Annotated in this window: 13 protein-coding genes; 6 read left to right on the top strand and 7 right to left on the bottom strand. The window is 56.1% G+C overall.

All coding sequences use genetic code 11. The features are described from left to right. Nucleotides 1-244: 244 nt before the first annotated feature. Genes P3T17_RS23130 through P3T17_RS23120 form a run of 3 tightly spaced genes read right to left on the bottom strand, consistent with a single transcriptional unit; the run spans nt 245 to nt 5,294 of the window. Nucleotides 245-1,543, bottom strand: coding sequence for a TniQ family protein (locus P3T17_RS23130; protein WP_429409059.1), 1,299 nt, complete (start codon nt 1,541-1,543; stop codon nt 245-247). Further along, nucleotides 1,540-2,580: an ATP-binding protein gene (locus P3T17_RS23125; protein ID WP_429409058.1), complete on the bottom strand. Its 1,041-nt coding sequence runs from the start codon at nt 2,578-2,580 to the stop codon at nt 1,540-1,542. The genes P3T17_RS23130 and P3T17_RS23125 overlap by 4 nt, the downstream gene beginning before the upstream one ends. A gap of 8 nt (nt 2,581-2,588) precedes the next feature. After that, nucleotides 2,589-5,294: a DDE-type integrase/transposase/recombinase gene (locus tag P3T17_RS23120; protein ID WP_429409057.1), complete on the bottom strand. Its 2,706-nt coding sequence runs from the start codon at nt 5,292-5,294 to the stop codon at nt 2,589-2,591. Between the two features lie 137 nt (nt 5,295-5,431). Here P3T17_RS23120 and P3T17_RS23115 point away from each other — a divergent pair, with 137 nt between their 5' ends. Then, nucleotides 5,432-5,692, top strand: coding sequence for a DUF6471 domain-containing protein (locus tag P3T17_RS23115; protein ID WP_429409056.1), 261 nt, complete (start codon nt 5,432-5,434; stop codon nt 5,690-5,692). A gap of 326 nt (nt 5,693-6,018) precedes the next feature. Here P3T17_RS23115 and P3T17_RS23110 read toward each other — a convergent pair whose 3' ends face one another. Together P3T17_RS23110 and trfA are read right to left on the bottom strand one after the other, a co-directional pair. After that, entirely contained in the window at nt 6,019-6,291 is a 273-nt protein-coding gene (locus P3T17_RS23110) for a hypothetical protein (protein ID WP_429409055.1), read from the bottom strand. 258 nt (nt 6,292-6,549) lie between these two features. Further along, nucleotides 6,550-7,641, bottom strand: coding sequence for a plasmid replication initiator TrfA (trfA, locus tag P3T17_RS23105; RefSeq protein ID WP_429409054.1), 1,092 nt, complete (start codon nt 7,639-7,641; stop codon nt 6,550-6,552). A gap of 1,450 nt (nt 7,642-9,091) precedes the next feature. On the opposite strand from trfA, the gene P3T17_RS23100 reads away from it, so the two are divergent. Together P3T17_RS23100 and P3T17_RS23095 are read left to right on the top strand one after the other, a co-directional pair. After that, a complete protein-coding gene (locus P3T17_RS23100) occupies nt 9,092-9,760 on the top strand; it encodes a hypothetical protein (RefSeq protein ID WP_429409053.1) in 669 nt (222 codons plus the stop codon). Beyond that, entirely contained in the window at nt 9,760-11,541 is a 1,782-nt protein-coding gene (locus P3T17_RS23095) for a tetratricopeptide repeat protein (protein ID WP_429409052.1), read from the top strand. Before P3T17_RS23100 ends, P3T17_RS23095 begins: the two co-directional genes overlap by 1 nt. Before the next feature lie 1,230 nt (nt 11,542-12,771). On the opposite strand, the gene P3T17_RS23090 is transcribed toward P3T17_RS23095, so the two are convergent. Both P3T17_RS23090 and P3T17_RS23085 read right to left on the bottom strand, forming a co-directional pair. Continuing rightward, nucleotides 12,772-13,275: a hypothetical protein gene (locus P3T17_RS23090; protein ID WP_429409051.1), complete on the bottom strand. Its 504-nt coding sequence runs from the start codon at nt 13,273-13,275 to the stop codon at nt 12,772-12,774. 243 nt (nt 13,276-13,518) lie between these two features. Further along, complete coding sequence (locus P3T17_RS23085) at nt 13,519-14,163, bottom strand: hypothetical protein (protein ID WP_429409050.1); 645 nt, start codon at nt 14,161-14,163, stop codon at nt 13,519-13,521. An 822-nt stretch (nt 14,164-14,985) separates the two neighbouring features. Between P3T17_RS23085 and P3T17_RS23080 the strand changes: the two genes are divergently transcribed. The 3 genes from P3T17_RS23080 to P3T17_RS23070 are packed head-to-tail and all read left to right on the top strand — an operon-like array spanning nt 14,986 to nt 16,522. Further along, nucleotides 14,986-15,243 (top strand): hypothetical protein, encoded by a 258-nt coding sequence (locus P3T17_RS23080; protein WP_429409049.1) that lies wholly within the window; start codon nt 14,986-14,988, stop codon nt 15,241-15,243. Between the two features lie 33 nt (nt 15,244-15,276). After that, a complete protein-coding gene (locus tag P3T17_RS23075) occupies nt 15,277-15,582 on the top strand; it encodes a helix-turn-helix domain-containing protein (protein ID WP_074262788.1) in 306 nt (101 codons plus the stop codon). After that, nucleotides 15,551-16,522, top strand: a complete 972-nt coding sequence (locus P3T17_RS23070; protein ID WP_429409048.1) for a reverse transcriptase family protein — start codon at nt 15,551-15,553, stop codon at nt 16,520-16,522. The genes P3T17_RS23075 and P3T17_RS23070 overlap by 32 nt, the downstream gene beginning before the upstream one ends. The last annotated feature ends 219 nt before the right edge of the window (nt 16,523-16,741 follow it).

Raw genomic sequence — 16,741 nt, 5'->3', positions numbered from 1 at the left:
GGACGCCGCGGGTTCGACTCCCACCCGGCCCACCATTCGTTGTTCCAGCAGGTCCCGGACGTTCCTGTGCCGTTAAGCATAAAGTGGCCACTTTGACAGATTATGCTTTATTTCCCGATAGGACAGATTTTGCTTTATCAGGAATCGGTGATACGTTGAAGGGTTTCTTTGCGGCTATAGCTGCGAACAGACGTAAAAAAAGCCGGCATATGTGGCCGGCTTTTTGCGTTTTTGGAGGCGGGACTTAGCTCACGCCGAGCGTTTCCTTCACGTCCTGAAGCACGTCTATGACTCCGCGAATGCTGCCCATGACGTCTTTGGGCACACGTGTATTGAGCTCCCGCAGGTTGATGGCTTTACCGTCGGCGAGGATGTCGCGGCACGCGGCCTCAATGATGGTGCGAGCATTTACCACGCTTTGTTCCTTGCGGCGCAGCATGTATTGCTTCCAGCGTTCGGCGAGAATGCGTGCTTCCTTGTTCGCATGCTGATATAGCAACCGCGCATCAACATCAAGTCTGCGAGCAGCTTCCGACACGCTGATGATTGACGGCAATCTGCTGAATGCATGCAAATCATCGCGTATCTTGTCCCAGTCGATGACACGAGCCGCGGCCCGTTTTGTTTCGTCTGGAAACAATAGCGCGAGCTGGTGGACTTCAGCGGTACACGGAGTCCAGCTACTCAAATTGCCCGTCAGCAACTGAGGAACTGCCAATCCTGTTTGAGACGCGATACGTAAATGCGCTGACAACGTGGGCGTGCCACCATTCTTCAACCAATGATGGACCGTTGCTTTACCCAAGCCAATGCGCCGGGCAAATACGGCTCCTTTTCCATTGTCGAGTTTGGTAACGAGCGCCAGTATCGCACCCAGCATCTCTGGGCGGCTCGGCGGGGTCTCGAGCGAGCCATGTGCTTCCAGCAACTTCCCGACTTCATTTGCCTTCCACAGCTCTTCTGGCGAGCCCGGAGCATCATGTTCCCTTTCGCCTAGAAAGGCGCCGCAATGTGAGCACCAGCCGGGTACGACATATGCCGACTTGTGCCGCGCATTCTGACGGCCACAATCCGGACAGACGTGTTCCAACCGGGTCTTGTGCCTGGTGCAGACATCGACGGCTCCCACGTCCCACGCGAGACGGAAATAAGGCGTTCTGCCGCTGTCCCTATCCTCGGCGAAGCAGCCCGGACACCAACGCGCGGATGTTGCGGCCAGACTGCTCTGGGCGACAACGTCACGCCAGGGCAGCAGCGTAAGTCGGTCGAGCCGCTCGACACTGGTCAAGGCAGACAGTGCGGCGGACCAGTTACTTGCGGCGTCTCCGATGCCACCGATATTCCCCACATGCCATTCATGCTTTTCCGACAGCTCCCAACCGACGTTCCGAGCGACCTGCCGGCAAAGCGCAGCCACGGAAACGCTATGCGATACCGCCAGACGGCAGAAGTAACTCAGCAGGCTCTCGACTTCCGGAGTGCCGAGACCGATGGGCTCAAGGGCGTGCAGCATTGAGCGCGGATTCGAAATTGCCTGGGTCATGCTGCATTCCTCCCGCTGGTAGCGGACGATTGGCGAGGTGGTTTTCGCATGATGCGGGTGAGACCGGGATTGATGGCTTCCTCGCCTTCAAGGATTTCGGTGAGAATCCGGTCGCGTTGTGCCTCGGTGAGCAACGCCCGCCGTAGAGCTTCCGTGGACCAGCGTCCATCCGCTTTCGCGAATCTCGCCGCTCGAACCAGCACGCTGCTCAGCGTGCCTATGCAACCGAGCGTGTTTTCCTGAAGCGCCTCTGCGTAACGTGTCAGTTCCCCGCCCCAGAGGTCGGGCAGCATCTTCTCGAAAGCGTTGAGGCAGGCGACGAATGCCCGAACGTCTTCGGGCTTGTCCTGTCGATAGCGCTGGAAATGGAGTACGTGATGACGCCGGGCGAGCTGTCCAGACAATGACATGAGCGGGTAAAGGTCGTAGGACCCGACCAGTACCATTTGCGTGCCACATTTGTTCACGAGAGACTTCAGTGTGTCGAGGTGAATTTCAAGCTTGTAACTGTTTCGCGTCTGGTGAATGATGTGCGCAGCTTCGTCAACAACGAGAAATTGGACGTTCCGCTCTTCCAATCCGCGTTCAGCGGCCGTCCGCAGCGCCGCGAGGCTATTGCCGCCAGCGCCGCGTGGCCGGACCATGCGTCCCGAATGTACGTCGATGCCATAGGCAGCTTTCGGTGCGTCCAGGTCGTCGCCCAGCTCAGCGAGAATTTGCTGATAGAACAACCTCCAGGAGAATTCGTCCTCACCGGAGGAAGGTGCTTCGACGAAGATGGCCGGAATCGTTCCGGCATTCTGTTCCATGTCAATGGCGGCGCGCTCGACTGCCGCCTCTACCATGTACCTGGCAAGAGTCGTTTTGCCTGCCCCGGTTGGGCCGCAAACGATGAGCGTGCTGTCTTGGCTGCCGGGGTAAATCAGTGCTTCCAGTTCAGACATGACCTCCGCAATGCGGGGATGTTTGATGCGCTTGCCGACCAGCGCGTTCGCTGAACTCGGAATTGGCGAGAGTGGGTTGGGGTGCTGTTGCATGAGTTACCTCAAAAGGTGTCAAGGTCTGGAATGTCGTCCCACGCAGCTGCCTCAGGCTGCGATGGAACCGGATTGTTTGTTGTTGATGACCTTGTCTTCGCCGATGAATCAGCGGAGGCGGAAATTTCATCAATACTGCTAGATAAATGAGGCTGTGAAACTGGGGTGATACTCGCAAACTGCAAACTGGCATAAAGCGACTTGTTTTCGGCCTGACGTTCAAAGGTCACGGCCATCGCACCTTCTGGCGTGAATGTGCGCATGAACTCCTTGAGGCGCTGCATATTCTGTTCTTCGGGAAGCGGAGCGCTGTAGCGACGGTTGTATTCCTGTGTCAGCGTTTCGCGTTCGATTTCAGTGAGCTGGCCAAGACCGCTCAAGCTCAGGCAGATGGCATGAACCCATTGGTCGTTAACGCGCGCATAGACCGACGATGCATCCCACGGGTCATATCTGACGGGAACCCGTTGACCTGCTACCTGGTAGGACCGGAATGCAGCACTGTGGTAGAGACGTTCATTCACCTTGACGCCGCGCTGATGATGAATCAGGCGCACGCCTTCCCTATCGACTGGGGGACACGTGGCAATCAGGAAATCTCGATTGAACTGGATGTGCAGGTGCTCTCGTGAGCCGCTTTCGCGCAAGCCGCGCTGAAATGCTTCGCGCGGGGACTCGCGTAGAGCAGGGTGCTGCTCCTGGTCGTAATGCTCCGTTGCCCAATACTCGATACCGTAATAGAGCGACTCCAGTGCCCATTCGGCCAGATTTTTGGGCAGATGCGAACCGGAGACCATTCGGACCTGCTTTGTGGCCTTGGTATTGCCGGCGAGATTGTGGATGTAGTCGACATTCAGGCGACCGAACATGCGTTCGAGCATGGCGCCGTGACGCGGATTTCCGGACGGACGAAATCGCAGATGACAGCCCATTGCCTTGAGAAAGGACTTGAACGCGAGCGACCGGAAGTCGCTGCCGTTGTCCACGAATACGATTTCCGGTAGCCGGTTGAAGCGGCGGACCATGTCACGAATGGCCATCATCACGGAGCGGTACGATGGCGGGTCATACGTCAGAAATATGCCGAGAATGCGGCGTGTGTACGCGTCGACCACAATTGTGAGCCATGGCCTGCCGAGGTTCTTACCAGTACGACTGGACACGAGTTCTATGTCCAGTTCCGTATGGTCGATATGCACGTACTGGAAGGGACGGCTGCCATGTATCGGTGTGTCGTGATACAGGACCTGCACAAATACATCCTTCTGATACGCCAAGCGCTTGCCTTCGCGAATTCGTGTGTCCTGGTTGCTGGTTTGTGCCTTGATGTGCTTAATCAAAGTCGGGTACGACGGTGCGGGCACATTTTTCTGGTCGCAAATCACGACCAGATGCCGGTGACAGGTCTTGTAGTTAATCGCCTTGCTGTTTCGCCACTCTTTGTCGATGACGAGGTTCATCAACTCAATTTGCTCTTCACTCAGGCGAGCCGTATGATTTCCTCGTGCCTTGATGTTAGGCACTAGCGCCAGAATTTCGTGAGCTCCATTAGTTCGCGCGGCAGCCTGCCGAGCGAGCCAGCGACGCAAGGTGCGAGAGGAAACGGTACGCGTGGCGGATTCCGACTGGAGCAGTGCCTGGCGCTGGAGGGCCGCAGCGTATTCCTCCTCCGTGTAGAGGCTCAAACCCAGGTTGCTCGTCGGGGCGGCCTCAATGACCCGGATTCGGTTCTCTTCATGAGCCGTAAGGAGCCAGTCACGCTGAAGCTCCATGGTCGTATGGTCCTGCTTGTTGCAGACCAGAGTTTTCTCGCCGACCAACGCGATGGTCAGTTCTTCTCCTTCGTAGCCGAACCTGGTGCCGACGGCGATAGGTAGTGCAAAGCGGTCGATGCCTGGCAGCGTTGCACGATGTGACTGCGCATGCAGGAATTCGCAAAGGCTCCTGTCCCTGTAGATTCGGAATCGTCGCGGAGTGCGCAAGGACTCGCGGTCAAGGTCGGCGACAACCAGATGGTCTGCGATAGCCTTGTTGAGCTGGTCTGCAGTAAATCCATATGGCTGCTCTAGCAGCTCGGAAAAATAGAGTGCACCTTCGGCCTTCAGGGCTGCCTCAAGTCGGTCGAGCGCGTCGGTGGGGCACGGCTCTGTAGCAGGATGGTAGTAGTCAGCGAGATGTTGCAGATTCTCGATGCGGCGTCGGGGGATGGAGGCATCGCTGCGAATCCTGTAGTGGATGCCGAGTTTCGCGAGTTGTTCTTCGATTTGCGGGGAATACCAGTTTCCGTCATCGTCACGCTGGTAGCGATACGGATACTTCTCGGCCAGCCGAATGAGCTTTGTCTCGGACTTCCACTCATCAAGGGTGAAGTTGTCTTGGTAAATCACCAGAAAGTCCGGAGTGTGCTGAATCGAATGGATTTCGCCGGTGGAGTCGTCGACCAGGGAGAGTCGCAACTTGCATGGTTGCGGATAAAACTCCAGCACCTGTTCGTCGTATTCGAACCCGATGGCTGCGGCGAATTCGATGCCATAGCTCTCCGTGGCGACTTCTCGCGCCATCTTGCGGCTTGCCATGTAAGTAATGACGTTGCCTCCAGTGGAGGCTACGTCGCGTACAGGCGCCTGGGAGCGAGCTTCCTGGACCAGCTTGCGACCCGGCGGTGGCGTGTCTAGTTGGTCGAACAGGTTGCTCAGCTGTTCCTTGTTCAGCATCACGTTCTCAGAAAAAGTTGGTTACAAAGAACGTTTAGCGCTGTGGGTCTCTGGCCGGTCGTATACGACCGATAAAACTGTGCGAGAATTCGCGCGTAATCAAAAATTAGCGGCCAATTCAAGGCAGAGGTGCAAGGATGGGCGAGATAGCGCTTAAGAGAGGCGCATCCAAACCGGACCCGTACGGTTCTTGGGAGGAGACGGCGAAGGAACTGATAGTTGAGACGATGTACCGCAAGCGCCTGACCTATAAGGAACTGGCGAGACGGCTCGAGGAGTTCGGCATTGATGAGTCGGCAGACCAGATAAATCGCAAGGTCAACCGGAAGCGTTTCTCGGCGGCGTTCCTGATTGCCTGCCTGGCAGCAATGGACGCTAGGTCCATCCGGATTGTGTAGAGGCAGACCAAAGCCGCCTTCAGCGCACCGCCTGCTGCATCCGCCCAGATTTACATTCGCCCGCTGCATGGCACCCTCGCATCGTACCCTCTCATAAAAAAGGGGTACGATGCCCGATTAAAAAGGGCCGCAGCAATTTCTGTGCGAGTTGCTCAAATCTGCATTGCGCAGATTTCCAATCTAGTAAATTCGGCGGCGACGTTCAAGCAGGTTGACCTGCGATTTGTCGGCGATAGCTGCTTCCGCCACGGGAAGTGTCGGCGAGCGATGGTCCAATCCGAGCGACGGCCCGATTCCTCGGACATGCGGATTAAGCCAATCGCGCATCAAGCTCGGGTGGGTGGTGCGGATATCCCGCCGACCGAGGCGCTCAGCGACTTTTGAGTACCGTCTTTCAGTTTTTGAAAAGAGGTCTTCCAGCAGATTGTGGTCAACGCCGCCATCAGGTGTAGGCCGCGAATAATACGTTCGAGGCCGGTAGCTTCAGGGTCCAGGCGTAGACCCTCGCGAGGTTCATCCCTCCAGAACGCGACGCTTTTTTCAGTGAACGCCTTCAAATACGCTTTTGGCAGATAGTGGCGCCGCTTTTTGATAGGCATTGCAAGATAAACGTCGTTCTCGAATCGACAGTGAATAGCCTCTTGATGGACACATCGTAGGAGCCAATCAGTGTGAGCCTGAAGTCGCACCGGATGGAATATCTATCCTGCGCGCATCTCGAAGGAACGGAAGAAGACCTTCCGGTCGCTGAGTTTGCAGTGCCCGTGCAGTTCTTGGAGCAAATCGACGACCCTTTGTACCGGCCAGACATTTCCCATCTGGCTGAGCGCGTGCGAATGAACTTGTCGCTGCGGGGCCTAATCACCCCATTCAGAGCGAACGACGAATATCCTTGAGCCGTCTTCGCTGACGCGATATGTTGCGACCCGACTACACTTGGGTGTCTTGGGGTCCTTAAGATTTTCCAACGCGCGAATGAGACTCGTCCTGAAATTCCGCATGTGTGATTCATAGCCCGAAATGCGATACAGCGTCTCAACCGGAAGCCATGCCGGACCAGCATGACCCGCATAGAAGCTTCCAAGCCAACCTGTCAAACCGTCATACCTCACCGCATCATGTTCGACGGCGGTCCACGCACCGGGGCCAAACAGTTCCGCGACCGACGTCGTTACGCGCAGCAACAACGCATCACTACCCTTGAAATCATTGACCATCTCACCGTCCTCGAAAGTCACCGATAGGAGTTTCGGCACTTCGATGTTCATGCGGTTGTACCGTACGCGCATCTGGGCGAAGCTTAGACGAAGCAGACTTGCACGGATAGCGTGGTGAGCCTTCACGCTGTATTCGTTGCCCATACGCCGCGCGAACTCATAGAAGGTTGTCTTAACATGTCGCGAACTCTCTTCCGGGCAAAGTGGTGACTCCCGGTAGTAGTCCAGGCAGTTGGCGTAGACAACTCTGTCGAATTGACACAGCTCGTACCCACTGAAAGTCAGGGTCATGTTGCGGAATGTCGCAATTTCCTTTCCTGCAACGAGGAGGGTCGCGTCTCCAGCAAGCAGTCTCACGTTATCAGCCTGTACGCTGCGGCTAGCTGAAAACAAAGCGGACCGGAGAAATGCATTCGGCAAAGCGCGAGCCATCGCCGACCAGCTTGGGAGATACACATCCGGACCTCGACGGGTAGCTTGCCGACGCCTTGCATGCTGGACTTCTTCTGAAGTCGCATTCGATGGCAGTTCAAACACAGCAGGCGCCGTGAGCGCCTCCTTTGCTCGACGTTCGAGCCCGTCGGCGAACCGGTCCAGTCGTTCGGCTGCATCAAACACGGTCACCCGACGCTCAGGGGCCGCTGTAAGAGCTGCTTCGGCCGTGAGGCCCGCAAGCTGGCGCAACTCGGCGACTTTTTGTTCGGTGTTACCTGAGGGCCGTAACTTACCCATGACGTCGCTCCCGAGCATGGTCGCGATTTTTCGTCGCTGGCCGAGGCGTCGCAATACCGACAGAATCCGTGGTCAAGTGTTTGGGACGGACCACGCCACGAACGAGGCAGATGGTCGGGTCAGCGAGCATGGAAACAACGGCTTGAATCCACGTCAAAGAGCTAGTCATAACGAAGAGACACGAGTCGAGATGACTATGTATATGCGCGAATGGCGAGCGCAAATTCTCAGCTCATCATCGCATAGGGGCGTTTTCCAATATGCGACCGCAAAACAAGGAGGTTATTTTTGTGAGCGCGCAATCTTCTGAACTTGTATTCCACAGCGGTCTTTCTTGTACCGTACATCGCGCGCACTTGTACTCCGCATCGACTCAACATGTACTCCGCATCGCATTTGAGGAGCCCATAAGGAAAAAAGCGTCACAGACAAAGGAAATTTTGAGACCGGATGTATCGCATAGCATCTGTAGACTTCGTAGTCGGAGTAGCCTGGCGAGCGCGGCTCGGAGCTGGCGAGCACGTCTGCAGCCAGGTCGCGATTGACGCGCGCCGGCATAGTCGAACGACCGGCTTGTTTTCAACTCTGATTGGGCGACGCAACTGAATGAACAACCAGAAGCGCATTGCGGTGCGTCCTCTTCTGGATGCGACCGGAAAGTGCCGTCCCTGGTCAGCCTGACGCCCTAGATGTGCCGATTTCGTTTTGTCATGCTTGGGAGCTGTGATGTGAATGCGTATCCATTGCGATGCCAGTGTATTGCAATGCCAGGGGGCAAATTCGCAATCGACGTCTGGCTTACCAGGAGGGGGCGGGTAGCTCTCAGTCGCATTGACACCCGTCCGCCTCAGCCGCGGTTCACGACATCCATTTGTGCCGCATTTGGCGACAGTTCAATCAACATCTTGATGCGCGCTGAATTCTGGACGATGAAATGCTCAGCGTGACTAGCCGGCATAGGTCTACGCCAGATGACCTGCTTCCCTGGCAGCTGCCAGGTAGCTAAGCTGCCCCTCCACGCTTCTGGTCCGAAGGCGTCGTGAACATTCACACCGAGACAATCGAAGAGGCCGAGCGGGCAGGTTTTGGCCTGAGGCCCTCCGACAGCACATGGCATGAGAGATGGACCGCGTGCCTGCTGCTATTGCGTGATTACATGGACCGACGGCTGTCGAATCATAACGGTATGCGGCATCGGCGAGCCGTGGCAATTGTTAGACTTTCGTGAAATTTCCGGCGACGAATCGTACCGGGCTCTGGAAAATGCATCGTCGGCTTCCGCTCGCCATTTCAGGCTTGCGGTTCTGACTTCTCTGAGACATCATATATTCGTGTACGCGGATAGAGTCCGACTAACTGCGCGAACAGGCCGGATGGTTTCAAAAGAATATGGGTAGTATGATTCGGCCAAAATTTCAATAAAACCAATTATCAACTTCCGGGGGCAGTAATGAGTGTCGTCGAAACCATTGAGCGCAAGGCTCTTTTCAACATCACCCGCGCAGTAGCTCTAGTGTGCGTCAGCGTCTTCTTGCTAGCCATCGTTGGCATCGCCATTTACGGTGCCTCTGTCTGGAATACACAAGTTCGGACGCAAATCTCTCCAGAAGAAATTATCAATCAGATAAGACCCGTCGAGCCACCGGCGGATTCACCGCGACAGCCGCAGGGTGCGCAGCCGCCTACGGACAAAGCGCCGCAAAACAGTCCACTTTATGGATTTCGTATTCCATTCTCTCTGCAGAAGTACATGTCCGGAGATAACGCCCAGATTCTGAAAAGTCATTTGGATGCAGTGCCTGAAGATGAACGACAAGCATACATTGATGAGCTCGGTGCAGTCGTGACCGCGGCGGAATCCGGCAAAGTTGACGTGGTTGAGGCAATCAACGCCTATATGAAGACTAAAGCAGAGCGTTACGACGAAGCGACTGCTGCGCGCGCTCGCAAATGGGAAACTCTAAAGTTTGCAGCGGCTGGGTTCGGCGCAGGCCTGCTCTTGATTGCGCTCTTCAGTTTAGTACTGGTCCTGCTTGCAATCGAACGAAATACGCGAGTCCCGATACGGTCCGGCCCGCTGGCCCACGCCAAGGAAGAACGCCCGTTGGAGTCAGCGTGATGCCGGCGAAACTACGATTGTCGAGCCTCTGGCTGACGCTTTTCACTGCGATTTCTACCTGTTTACTCGTTGCTGCGTGTGAAAAGGATTCGTCAACGTCGTCAATATCGACATCGACGCAGCAATACCCAGGCTACACGCAAGTTGGCCAGTCGGGTGATGCAGCGCAGCTCTGGTTTAACAGCGACGACATCAAGCGAGTAGATGGGGGCTATTTAATTCATACGCTGAAGACCATTCCGGGCGGGTACGCCCGTTTCGATGCGCTAACGAATTGCCGCGATACCACCCGGCGGCTCGCGGGCACTCAATACCGCAGTGACGGCACCGCGGTTCAGGAATATCCCGGCAATGAAATGCCTGTGGTGGCGAAGTCAGAGCCTGGTATGAGCGAGCTGATGACTTCTGCGTGCACGGTTGCCATGGCATCGCGAGCAATCCATGGAGATTTCAGTGCTCCTGCCGCCCTTGAATTGCTTTATGGCCCCTACGATGAGCAGAAAAAGTCCGCAACGTGGTCAGATGTGTCTGTTCCGGCAGACCTTCCATGGGCACAAAACCTGAATCTAACTTCAGGTGGCTCCGTGAATGTGACGGCGATGGCAACTTTTGATTTCACCGAGGACGGGAAACAGAAGAAGCTTTTCGTCACCAATGCTGTTTCGGAAGATGGTGGCTGCCATGCCTGTACGGGCCTTCTTGGCGTGGCAACGTTTGTGAAGAACGGGAGCGACTGGAAAATCGAGTCGACGTCGCCATTTGTAGCATCCATGGGCGCGATGGGCCTGGTGGGCGACAGATTCGACTGGGTTGCCGCAGGCGATGATAGTTTCGCACTCGTCGTTTCAGGAGATGACTCGCATCAGGGATATGAGACGTCATCTACCGATATCTTTGTGCGCGCGGGTACCGGCGGAAAATTCGAAAGGGTGATTAGCGATTACGACACAGGGGCATCAGACCAGGAGGTGGTCTCGGCGCAGGCCACGTTCCTCAAAGGAAAGGACCCTCACCACTATGACGTGAAAGTTAGCTATTCGTACTCGATTCCCGAGCAAAAGACCTACGTTGCCGACCACGTCTATCAGTTCGTTAAGAGCAAATATGTCATGGTCCGGAAGGACGACCCGCCGAGTTTCACGCAACCTGGCGAGGCAGCGACGCCCGGCTCGGGGAACACCGCCCCAGTGTCACAAACGCCGGACTCCCCGATGCAAACCGAGACGTGCGCGACCGCTGGTGCTTGCGTCGTCCAAATGCTAACTGCTGCTCACTCGGAAAATCTTGTGGCAGCGATGGCCGCAGCAACAAACATGAGTTCGTTACCGAGGCCATTGCGGGGCGACCGCAGCGCAGCGAGAAAGCTCAATGTCGAAGGGTTAGCAGCGTTGAACGCAAACAATGCGAATGGAGCGGTCCAATTGTTCTCATCGGCTGCGGCGGCGGACCCAAGCGATGAAGAGGTCCAAAGCAACTTGGCCTATGCATATTCCGTTGCCGGCGACTTTGTGCAGTCGGTCGGTGCCGCGACAGTTGCACTCACGATAAATCCTCGACGGACGAGCGTGTGGGCGCCGCTAGCAGTCACATTCACCAAAATGCATGACAGGCAACACGGGCTGGATGCAATGTGGCTCGCTTATCAGTTCTCTGGTGACAAACAGAAAACGCTGAGCTTCCTAAATGACAGGTTGAAAGTGGAGAACGACCCCGCGGTGCTGCAGATGTATACGGACAGCATCGCGTGGTTCGCGGAGAACAAAAAGCCGGATGGGTCGTAGGTGGCCACGACTCCGGTCACTCCATTGGAGTCATTGCTTAATAATGCTTGGTGCTCGATTTCGGCCCAAGCATGTGAAATATAAGTGAGCCGGAGATGTAACCTACTCGCTCTCTGACAGAAGAGTTAAGGTGAGAAACCTATGGGTCTTTTTGCATCAATAGCTTTAAACCCTGCAGTCAAATGTGGACAAAACGCGGAATCTGGCGGAGTCGGTGACGGTGGAGTCAGCAGCAGGACGACCGCCGGTCCATTTGTTCGCACCAAATGAAAGCGTTCCGCGGCCTCTCTTAGTTGCGTTCCGTGCCGGGGGTCACAATTCCCTCGACCCCTTGCTGGACATGGCGCGGAACGCTTCTACTGTGCTCAGTGTAATTGGCAAAAAATCTGGGCCCTCGACCCCGCGTTTTGAGGGCAATCGCAGGGCGGGAACCTTCACGGAACGCTTCTTCGTCCCGGTATAGGCGTGCTTCAGTTCCTGCAGCAGATTTGCCCGAAAAATGCCCGGAGGCGAACCGGCAGACTGGAACCTCCACAACCTTCCCAGAAAACTTCGGACATGCAGCTCTTTCCGGCAAGAGGTGACGCGTTTCCGTGGCAACAGCCTGATGCTATCGTCAACGCCGTGAAGGGCGTCGGTTCGCAATGCGCGAATATTGGCCCACTCGCGGATAGAAACTGCAGTTCGCGACAAAATCCCGGATTTTGTCGCGAACTCCACTGATATCCACAGCGCCTGTGCTCCCGACTGCTCCGTCCGCTGCGACCCAAGTCGTTATGGTCTTCGACGTCAACAGTTTCTGGACCTCCGCGGGCGCGAGAAAGCGCGTTACCCAGATAGTTGAGTCGTTCGGGGCAAGGCCATCGTTCGCGCTGCCTTTTCGCTTAGTTTGAAGCTTAGTTTGAATCGTCTGCTCGTCGAAAGTGAAGAAGGACTGCGTCGCCCAGTCATACTTCTGCTTCGCATCTTGGGGGTGGTGACGATGCCGCCCATCAATAGCAGCCGGCCGTCGCGAGCACAACTGAAGATGAAACGAGCGGTATAGCTCGTGTATTTCTGCTCGACGCGGAGGTACGTCGAACCTTTGACCTGGTTCAACTCTGCCGTCGTTTGCTCGATACCGCTATTTGAGAAGTGAAGCCTACTGGCTTCCGCTGCGCTCAGCCAGAGAATGTCATTGGGCTGAACCGATGCTGAGGCAGAGAATGCCAACGCATCGACGCCCATTCGTTAAAGATAGGCGACCAGCATGCCGCTGACTTCCTGGCTCGTGCCGTTGCCTATGTCATTGCCCTGCGAGTAGAACTGGTGAATGCCGAGTCTTGTGTTACCGCTCGAATAATATCGGCCGAGGCCGCCGGCAAACGCGTACGCGCACGCACTCGCGCAGATGCCGCTCGCCACCATCCCCCCGCCAGCGTACGTAGCGATGCCGGTGTCGAATCCGAGCTTTCTGATGGTGTTGCCCACCGCCACGCCGCCCATTAGCGAGCCGCCAGGGGAGTTGAACAAGACCATGCCGCTCTCGATGTGATTCGCGCGAACAAACTGTTCCAACTCGCTGGCGCTGGAGGTGGTTATCTCACCGTCCGCGTAGATTCGTGTGGTGTCTCCGTGTTGGTCTATCCACGTAATGACGTCGGCGGGGTTGTGCTTGGGTGCAGTGAACGTCATCGCGTTTGCGGCAATACTCGCGAAGCCGAAAACCAGCAAGACTAGTCTCAGTGTTTTCACAGTTCTATTCCCCGAATTTCCCTCGAATGCCGCACTAAGAGGCGGCGACACATCTTCCTAACGCTTCCTCTTCGAGACCGGTGAGGCTCTAAGATTGACTTGCACAGAGGGCCACCGCTTCCGGCATCGCGCGTTCAGCATCATCTTTCTTGACCTGCTGGGCGTATCGATTTCCGACCGCCACGGGATGGGGGCACCAAATGCCGCCCCGGCCAGATGTGCAGCAGAGGCAGGCAGTTGCGGTCAGAAGGATGGGTTCGGCTCGCCTAGCCATCGTAGACCTGCCTTCTCCACCTCAAGACGGTAGTCACCGAAGAGGCGCCGACCGAAGCGTTCCACCGTTAGCGTGGCGCGCACGTCAATCTCATGGCCGTAATACGCGCGGCCATCACCCTGGTCAACCGTGACCAGACCTTCGATTTCCGTGCTCAGGTCGTCGCCATCGTACTCATCGAGCGTCTCCCACCACGGCAACTCAATATCAATCCGCGGGAACGTGCCGTTGGTCATTGCCACTTCGGACTCGACATGTCCATTGTTGATTATTGCGAGTTCGAAGTGCCTCTGGACGTCGGTCAGCCAGTCTTCGTGGTCTGAGTAGATGCGCGCCGTCGGAAAGCGTGCCTCCAGCACAGCGGAGAGCGCCTGCGCAAACGCGCTGCCGTTGTACCCGAGCTCGGTGGCACGGTCGTGAAGCCGCCCTGAGTCGAAGACGATGACCGACGCAAGCGCCAGCCCGGCATCGTCATTGGACGCCTGGTAGGAAGCGAGATTGTTGTGCCCGAGCGCAGCGGCAGCAAGCTGCTGGGCATGGCCGGTCGAGAGGGACATGCCTTGAGCAGCAAGCGCGCGACGAACGGCAAAGACAATAGCGGAGAGCTGTGTCATATCGTGTGCTCCGAATACAGCGCGGGGTCTCGAGCGATTCCGACCCCTGCGCGTGCGGAGCTGCACGATTATCGCGGGGATTGAACATGGAAACATGTCGCCTTTTTTGAGCCGCTCGAAGCTCTGGCTGGCACCTTGTTCAATTTTAACCACGTTTGTCGATGAGTGCTTGGCGTGCTCGGGGGAACCGAGTATTCGCGAGCACGCGAAGTCTCGCCGGCAGCCCGATGACGTTGCCTGATAGCTATGCCAAGCGGCACCGACGCGCTTGTTACCCAGCTTTTACTTAGCGTCTGGTGGTGGACCCGACCGGGCAGCGCAACGACTCAGGAAGTCGCAATTTGACTCGTAGTCAAAAAAAAACCACTGCTGTACGTTTTTGATGTATTCTTTGTTGTGGAGGGGCGTATCGCCCCTCGGTGCTCTTTAACAGGTCGACTTCATCGCTCCCCCAAGTAGTAGCGTGGTAGTGCTGCTTCGTTCGTTGGAACGAGGTACCCGCATAGCGGGCAATTCCCACGTCACCGCCGAAGCGCGCCGTACTGGCTGCACTGCATCCCCGAAACCGTGGACGCGATGCACTCGTCGCGGTTCGTGAGTGCGAATGGCGTGGTCATTACGGCTGGCTGGCTGGCTGGTTAGGTAGGGATTCGCATGCTGCTAATCGCATGAGCGCCTTTGCCGCGATGTAAGCGTTGCGCGGTTTTGCAATGCACTGAAGGAAGCTGTTTTGTTGGGATGTGGTTTGTGGTGTCTAACTCTCTCCGTTCGGCTATTTGCTTGTGGAAGCTGGGCATGTGCCCGTTTTCGGAGAACACTCCAATGAAGTACGACCAATTGAAAACCTGCATCGATGCGCTCAAGGCGCTTCATCAGGAAAAGCACCAAGAGTTAGGCACCAGTGTCAGTGAAGAGTTGAAGGCTGTCGTCAAAGAAATGGAGGACTGCCTGCAAGAAAGGGCAGACGAAGTCGAGGTACCACATCGCGTGAGCCAGCGGGCATTAGCCATGCTTGCCCAAGCGCTCAGCATCGTGACTAATCTCGCCACTCTCGCTCACCTTTTCTTCAACTCCCGGTGACACAGCAAACCACCTTTTCCAAAGGACCATGAGATGAACCTAGGCCGCGCCATCGCACTCTGCCGCAAGCAGCGTGGATACAATCAAGCGCAGCTTGCTGAAAAGGCCGAAATTTCGATTTCGTATTTATCGCTGCTCGAGCAGAACAAGCGGAAGGACCCAACCCTCTCCATCATTCAGCGAATCTCGGAAGCGTTGGCAATCCCGTCCGGCATCCTATTTTTCCTCGCCGCAGACCAGACTGAGCTTTCCGGCTTGCCCGTCGACCTGCAGGAAAAGCTATCTTTCGCAGCTCTCCAACTGCTAAATGAGCAGCCGCCCGAACAAGCCCTCATATAACTTTGCGCCGATTAAGGACGTGAGGACGCTGGCGTTGGCGCTTGGCTTAGCCGAGCGTCAGTTGAATCGCTTGGCTGTGAATGCCGGGAATATGTACCGCAGAAAGCCAATCGCGAAAAAAGACGGGACTGAGCGGGTAACATGGGACGCGCATAAGCAACTTAAGGAAGTTCAAGGCCGGATTAACCAGTTGTTTTTTCATAAGGTTCTGTTTCCGCTGTACCTTCAGGGAAGCATTCGCGACAAGGCGTATCCGAGAGACTACGTACGCAACGCCGAGATTCACGCCGGCGCATGTGTCGCCGTCACCTTGGACATTGCGGACTTCTTTCCCAGTACGCGAGCCGAATTTGTCCAAGACATCTGGAGGGATTTTTTCCGGTTCGCGCCTCCAGTTGCGGAGGTGCTCACGCGGTTGACGACCAAGGACGGTTACCTCCCGCAGGGCGCGAGAACTAGCAGTTACCTTGCCAATCTTGTGTTCTGGCAGCGTGAACACTGTCTGGTTGAGACGCTTGAAATGCGTGGGTGGCGATACTCCCGTCTCGTCGACGACATAACTATCTCGAAGGTCACCGACGCGTCCCAGAAAGAACTGACCGACATCAATCGGATTGCAATAGCCTGTTTTCAGGGATACGGATACTCGATAAAGCGCTCGAAGCACAAGGTGCTTCGGCGGAACCATCGCGTAACAGTCAATAGCCTTGTAGTGAATGTTCGCCCGGCATTGCCAAAGGATGAGCGCCGCCGAATCAGAGCACAGGTGCATCAGGTCAAAGAGGCGTTGATGTCCGGGACTCAGGCGGACGTGCCTTCGGTGGCAAGCACGCGTGGCAAAATTGCGAAGGTGGTTCGACTGCACCCCGAACTCGGTTCGCGGCTGTCGGATAGGTTAGGGCAAGCTGTACCGTTCGATTCCGAAGGGTCGGCCGAATAGTTCGATGAACGTGGTACCGCAATGGGTAGAGCGTGCGGGCGACCAATGTCGATAGCAATGACCGATTGCAAACGACGCCCCACAACATGTCTTCAAGCGCCATGAGTTCGGTCGGTGCGTCCATTGGTGTATCACTTACCAACAGGGGCGATGAGCGATTGCGCGGAAGGGACACCGATTCCACTACTGTCGAAAATTTGAAGGATTCTTTCCGGACCA

It is taken from the genome of Paraburkholderia sp. GAS82 (genome assembly GCF_050436285.1).
GTDB lineage: Bacteria > Pseudomonadota > Gammaproteobacteria > Burkholderiales > Burkholderiaceae > Paraburkholderia > Paraburkholderia phenazinium_B.
Note: the sequence above shows the minus strand (reverse complement) of the source record. Positions and strands in the feature narration are given on the sequence as shown.

What these genes read in the sequence shown, in the direction of transcription:
- P3T17_RS23130 (WP_429409059.1), bottom strand. Translation starts at nt 1,543, where the DNA reads ATGACCCAGGCAATTTCGAATCCGCGCTCAATGCTGCACGCCCTTGAG.
- P3T17_RS23125 (WP_429409058.1), bottom strand. Translation starts at nt 2,580, where the DNA reads ATGCAACAGCACCCCAACCCACTCTCGCCAATTCCGAGTTCAGCGAAC.
- P3T17_RS23120 (WP_429409057.1), bottom strand. Translation starts at nt 5,294, where the DNA reads ATGCTGAACAAGGAACAGCTGAGCAACCTGTTCGACCAACTAGACACG.
- P3T17_RS23115 (WP_429409056.1), top strand. Translation starts at nt 5,432, where the DNA reads ATGGGCGAGATAGCGCTTAAGAGAGGCGCATCCAAACCGGACCCGTAC.
- P3T17_RS23110 (WP_429409055.1), bottom strand. Translation starts at nt 6,291, where the DNA reads ATGCCTATCAAAAAGCGGCGCCACTATCTGCCAAAAGCGTATTTGAAG.
- trfA (WP_429409054.1), bottom strand. Translation starts at nt 7,641, where the DNA reads ATGGGTAAGTTACGGCCCTCAGGTAACACCGAACAAAAAGTCGCCGAG.
- P3T17_RS23100 (WP_429409053.1), top strand. Translation starts at nt 9,092, where the DNA reads ATGAGTGTCGTCGAAACCATTGAGCGCAAGGCTCTTTTCAACATCACC.
- P3T17_RS23095 (WP_429409052.1), top strand. Translation starts at nt 9,760, where the DNA reads ATGCCGGCGAAACTACGATTGTCGAGCCTCTGGCTGACGCTTTTCACT.
- P3T17_RS23085 (WP_429409050.1), bottom strand. Translation starts at nt 14,163, where the DNA reads ATGACACAGCTCTCCGCTATTGTCTTTGCCGTTCGTCGCGCGCTTGCT.
- P3T17_RS23080 (WP_429409049.1), top strand. Translation starts at nt 14,986, where the DNA reads ATGAAGTACGACCAATTGAAAACCTGCATCGATGCGCTCAAGGCGCTT.
- P3T17_RS23075 (WP_074262788.1), top strand. Translation starts at nt 15,277, where the DNA reads ATGAACCTAGGCCGCGCCATCGCACTCTGCCGCAAGCAGCGTGGATAC.
- P3T17_RS23070 (WP_429409048.1), top strand. Translation starts at nt 15,551, where the DNA reads ATGAGCAGCCGCCCGAACAAGCCCTCATATAACTTTGCGCCGATTAAG.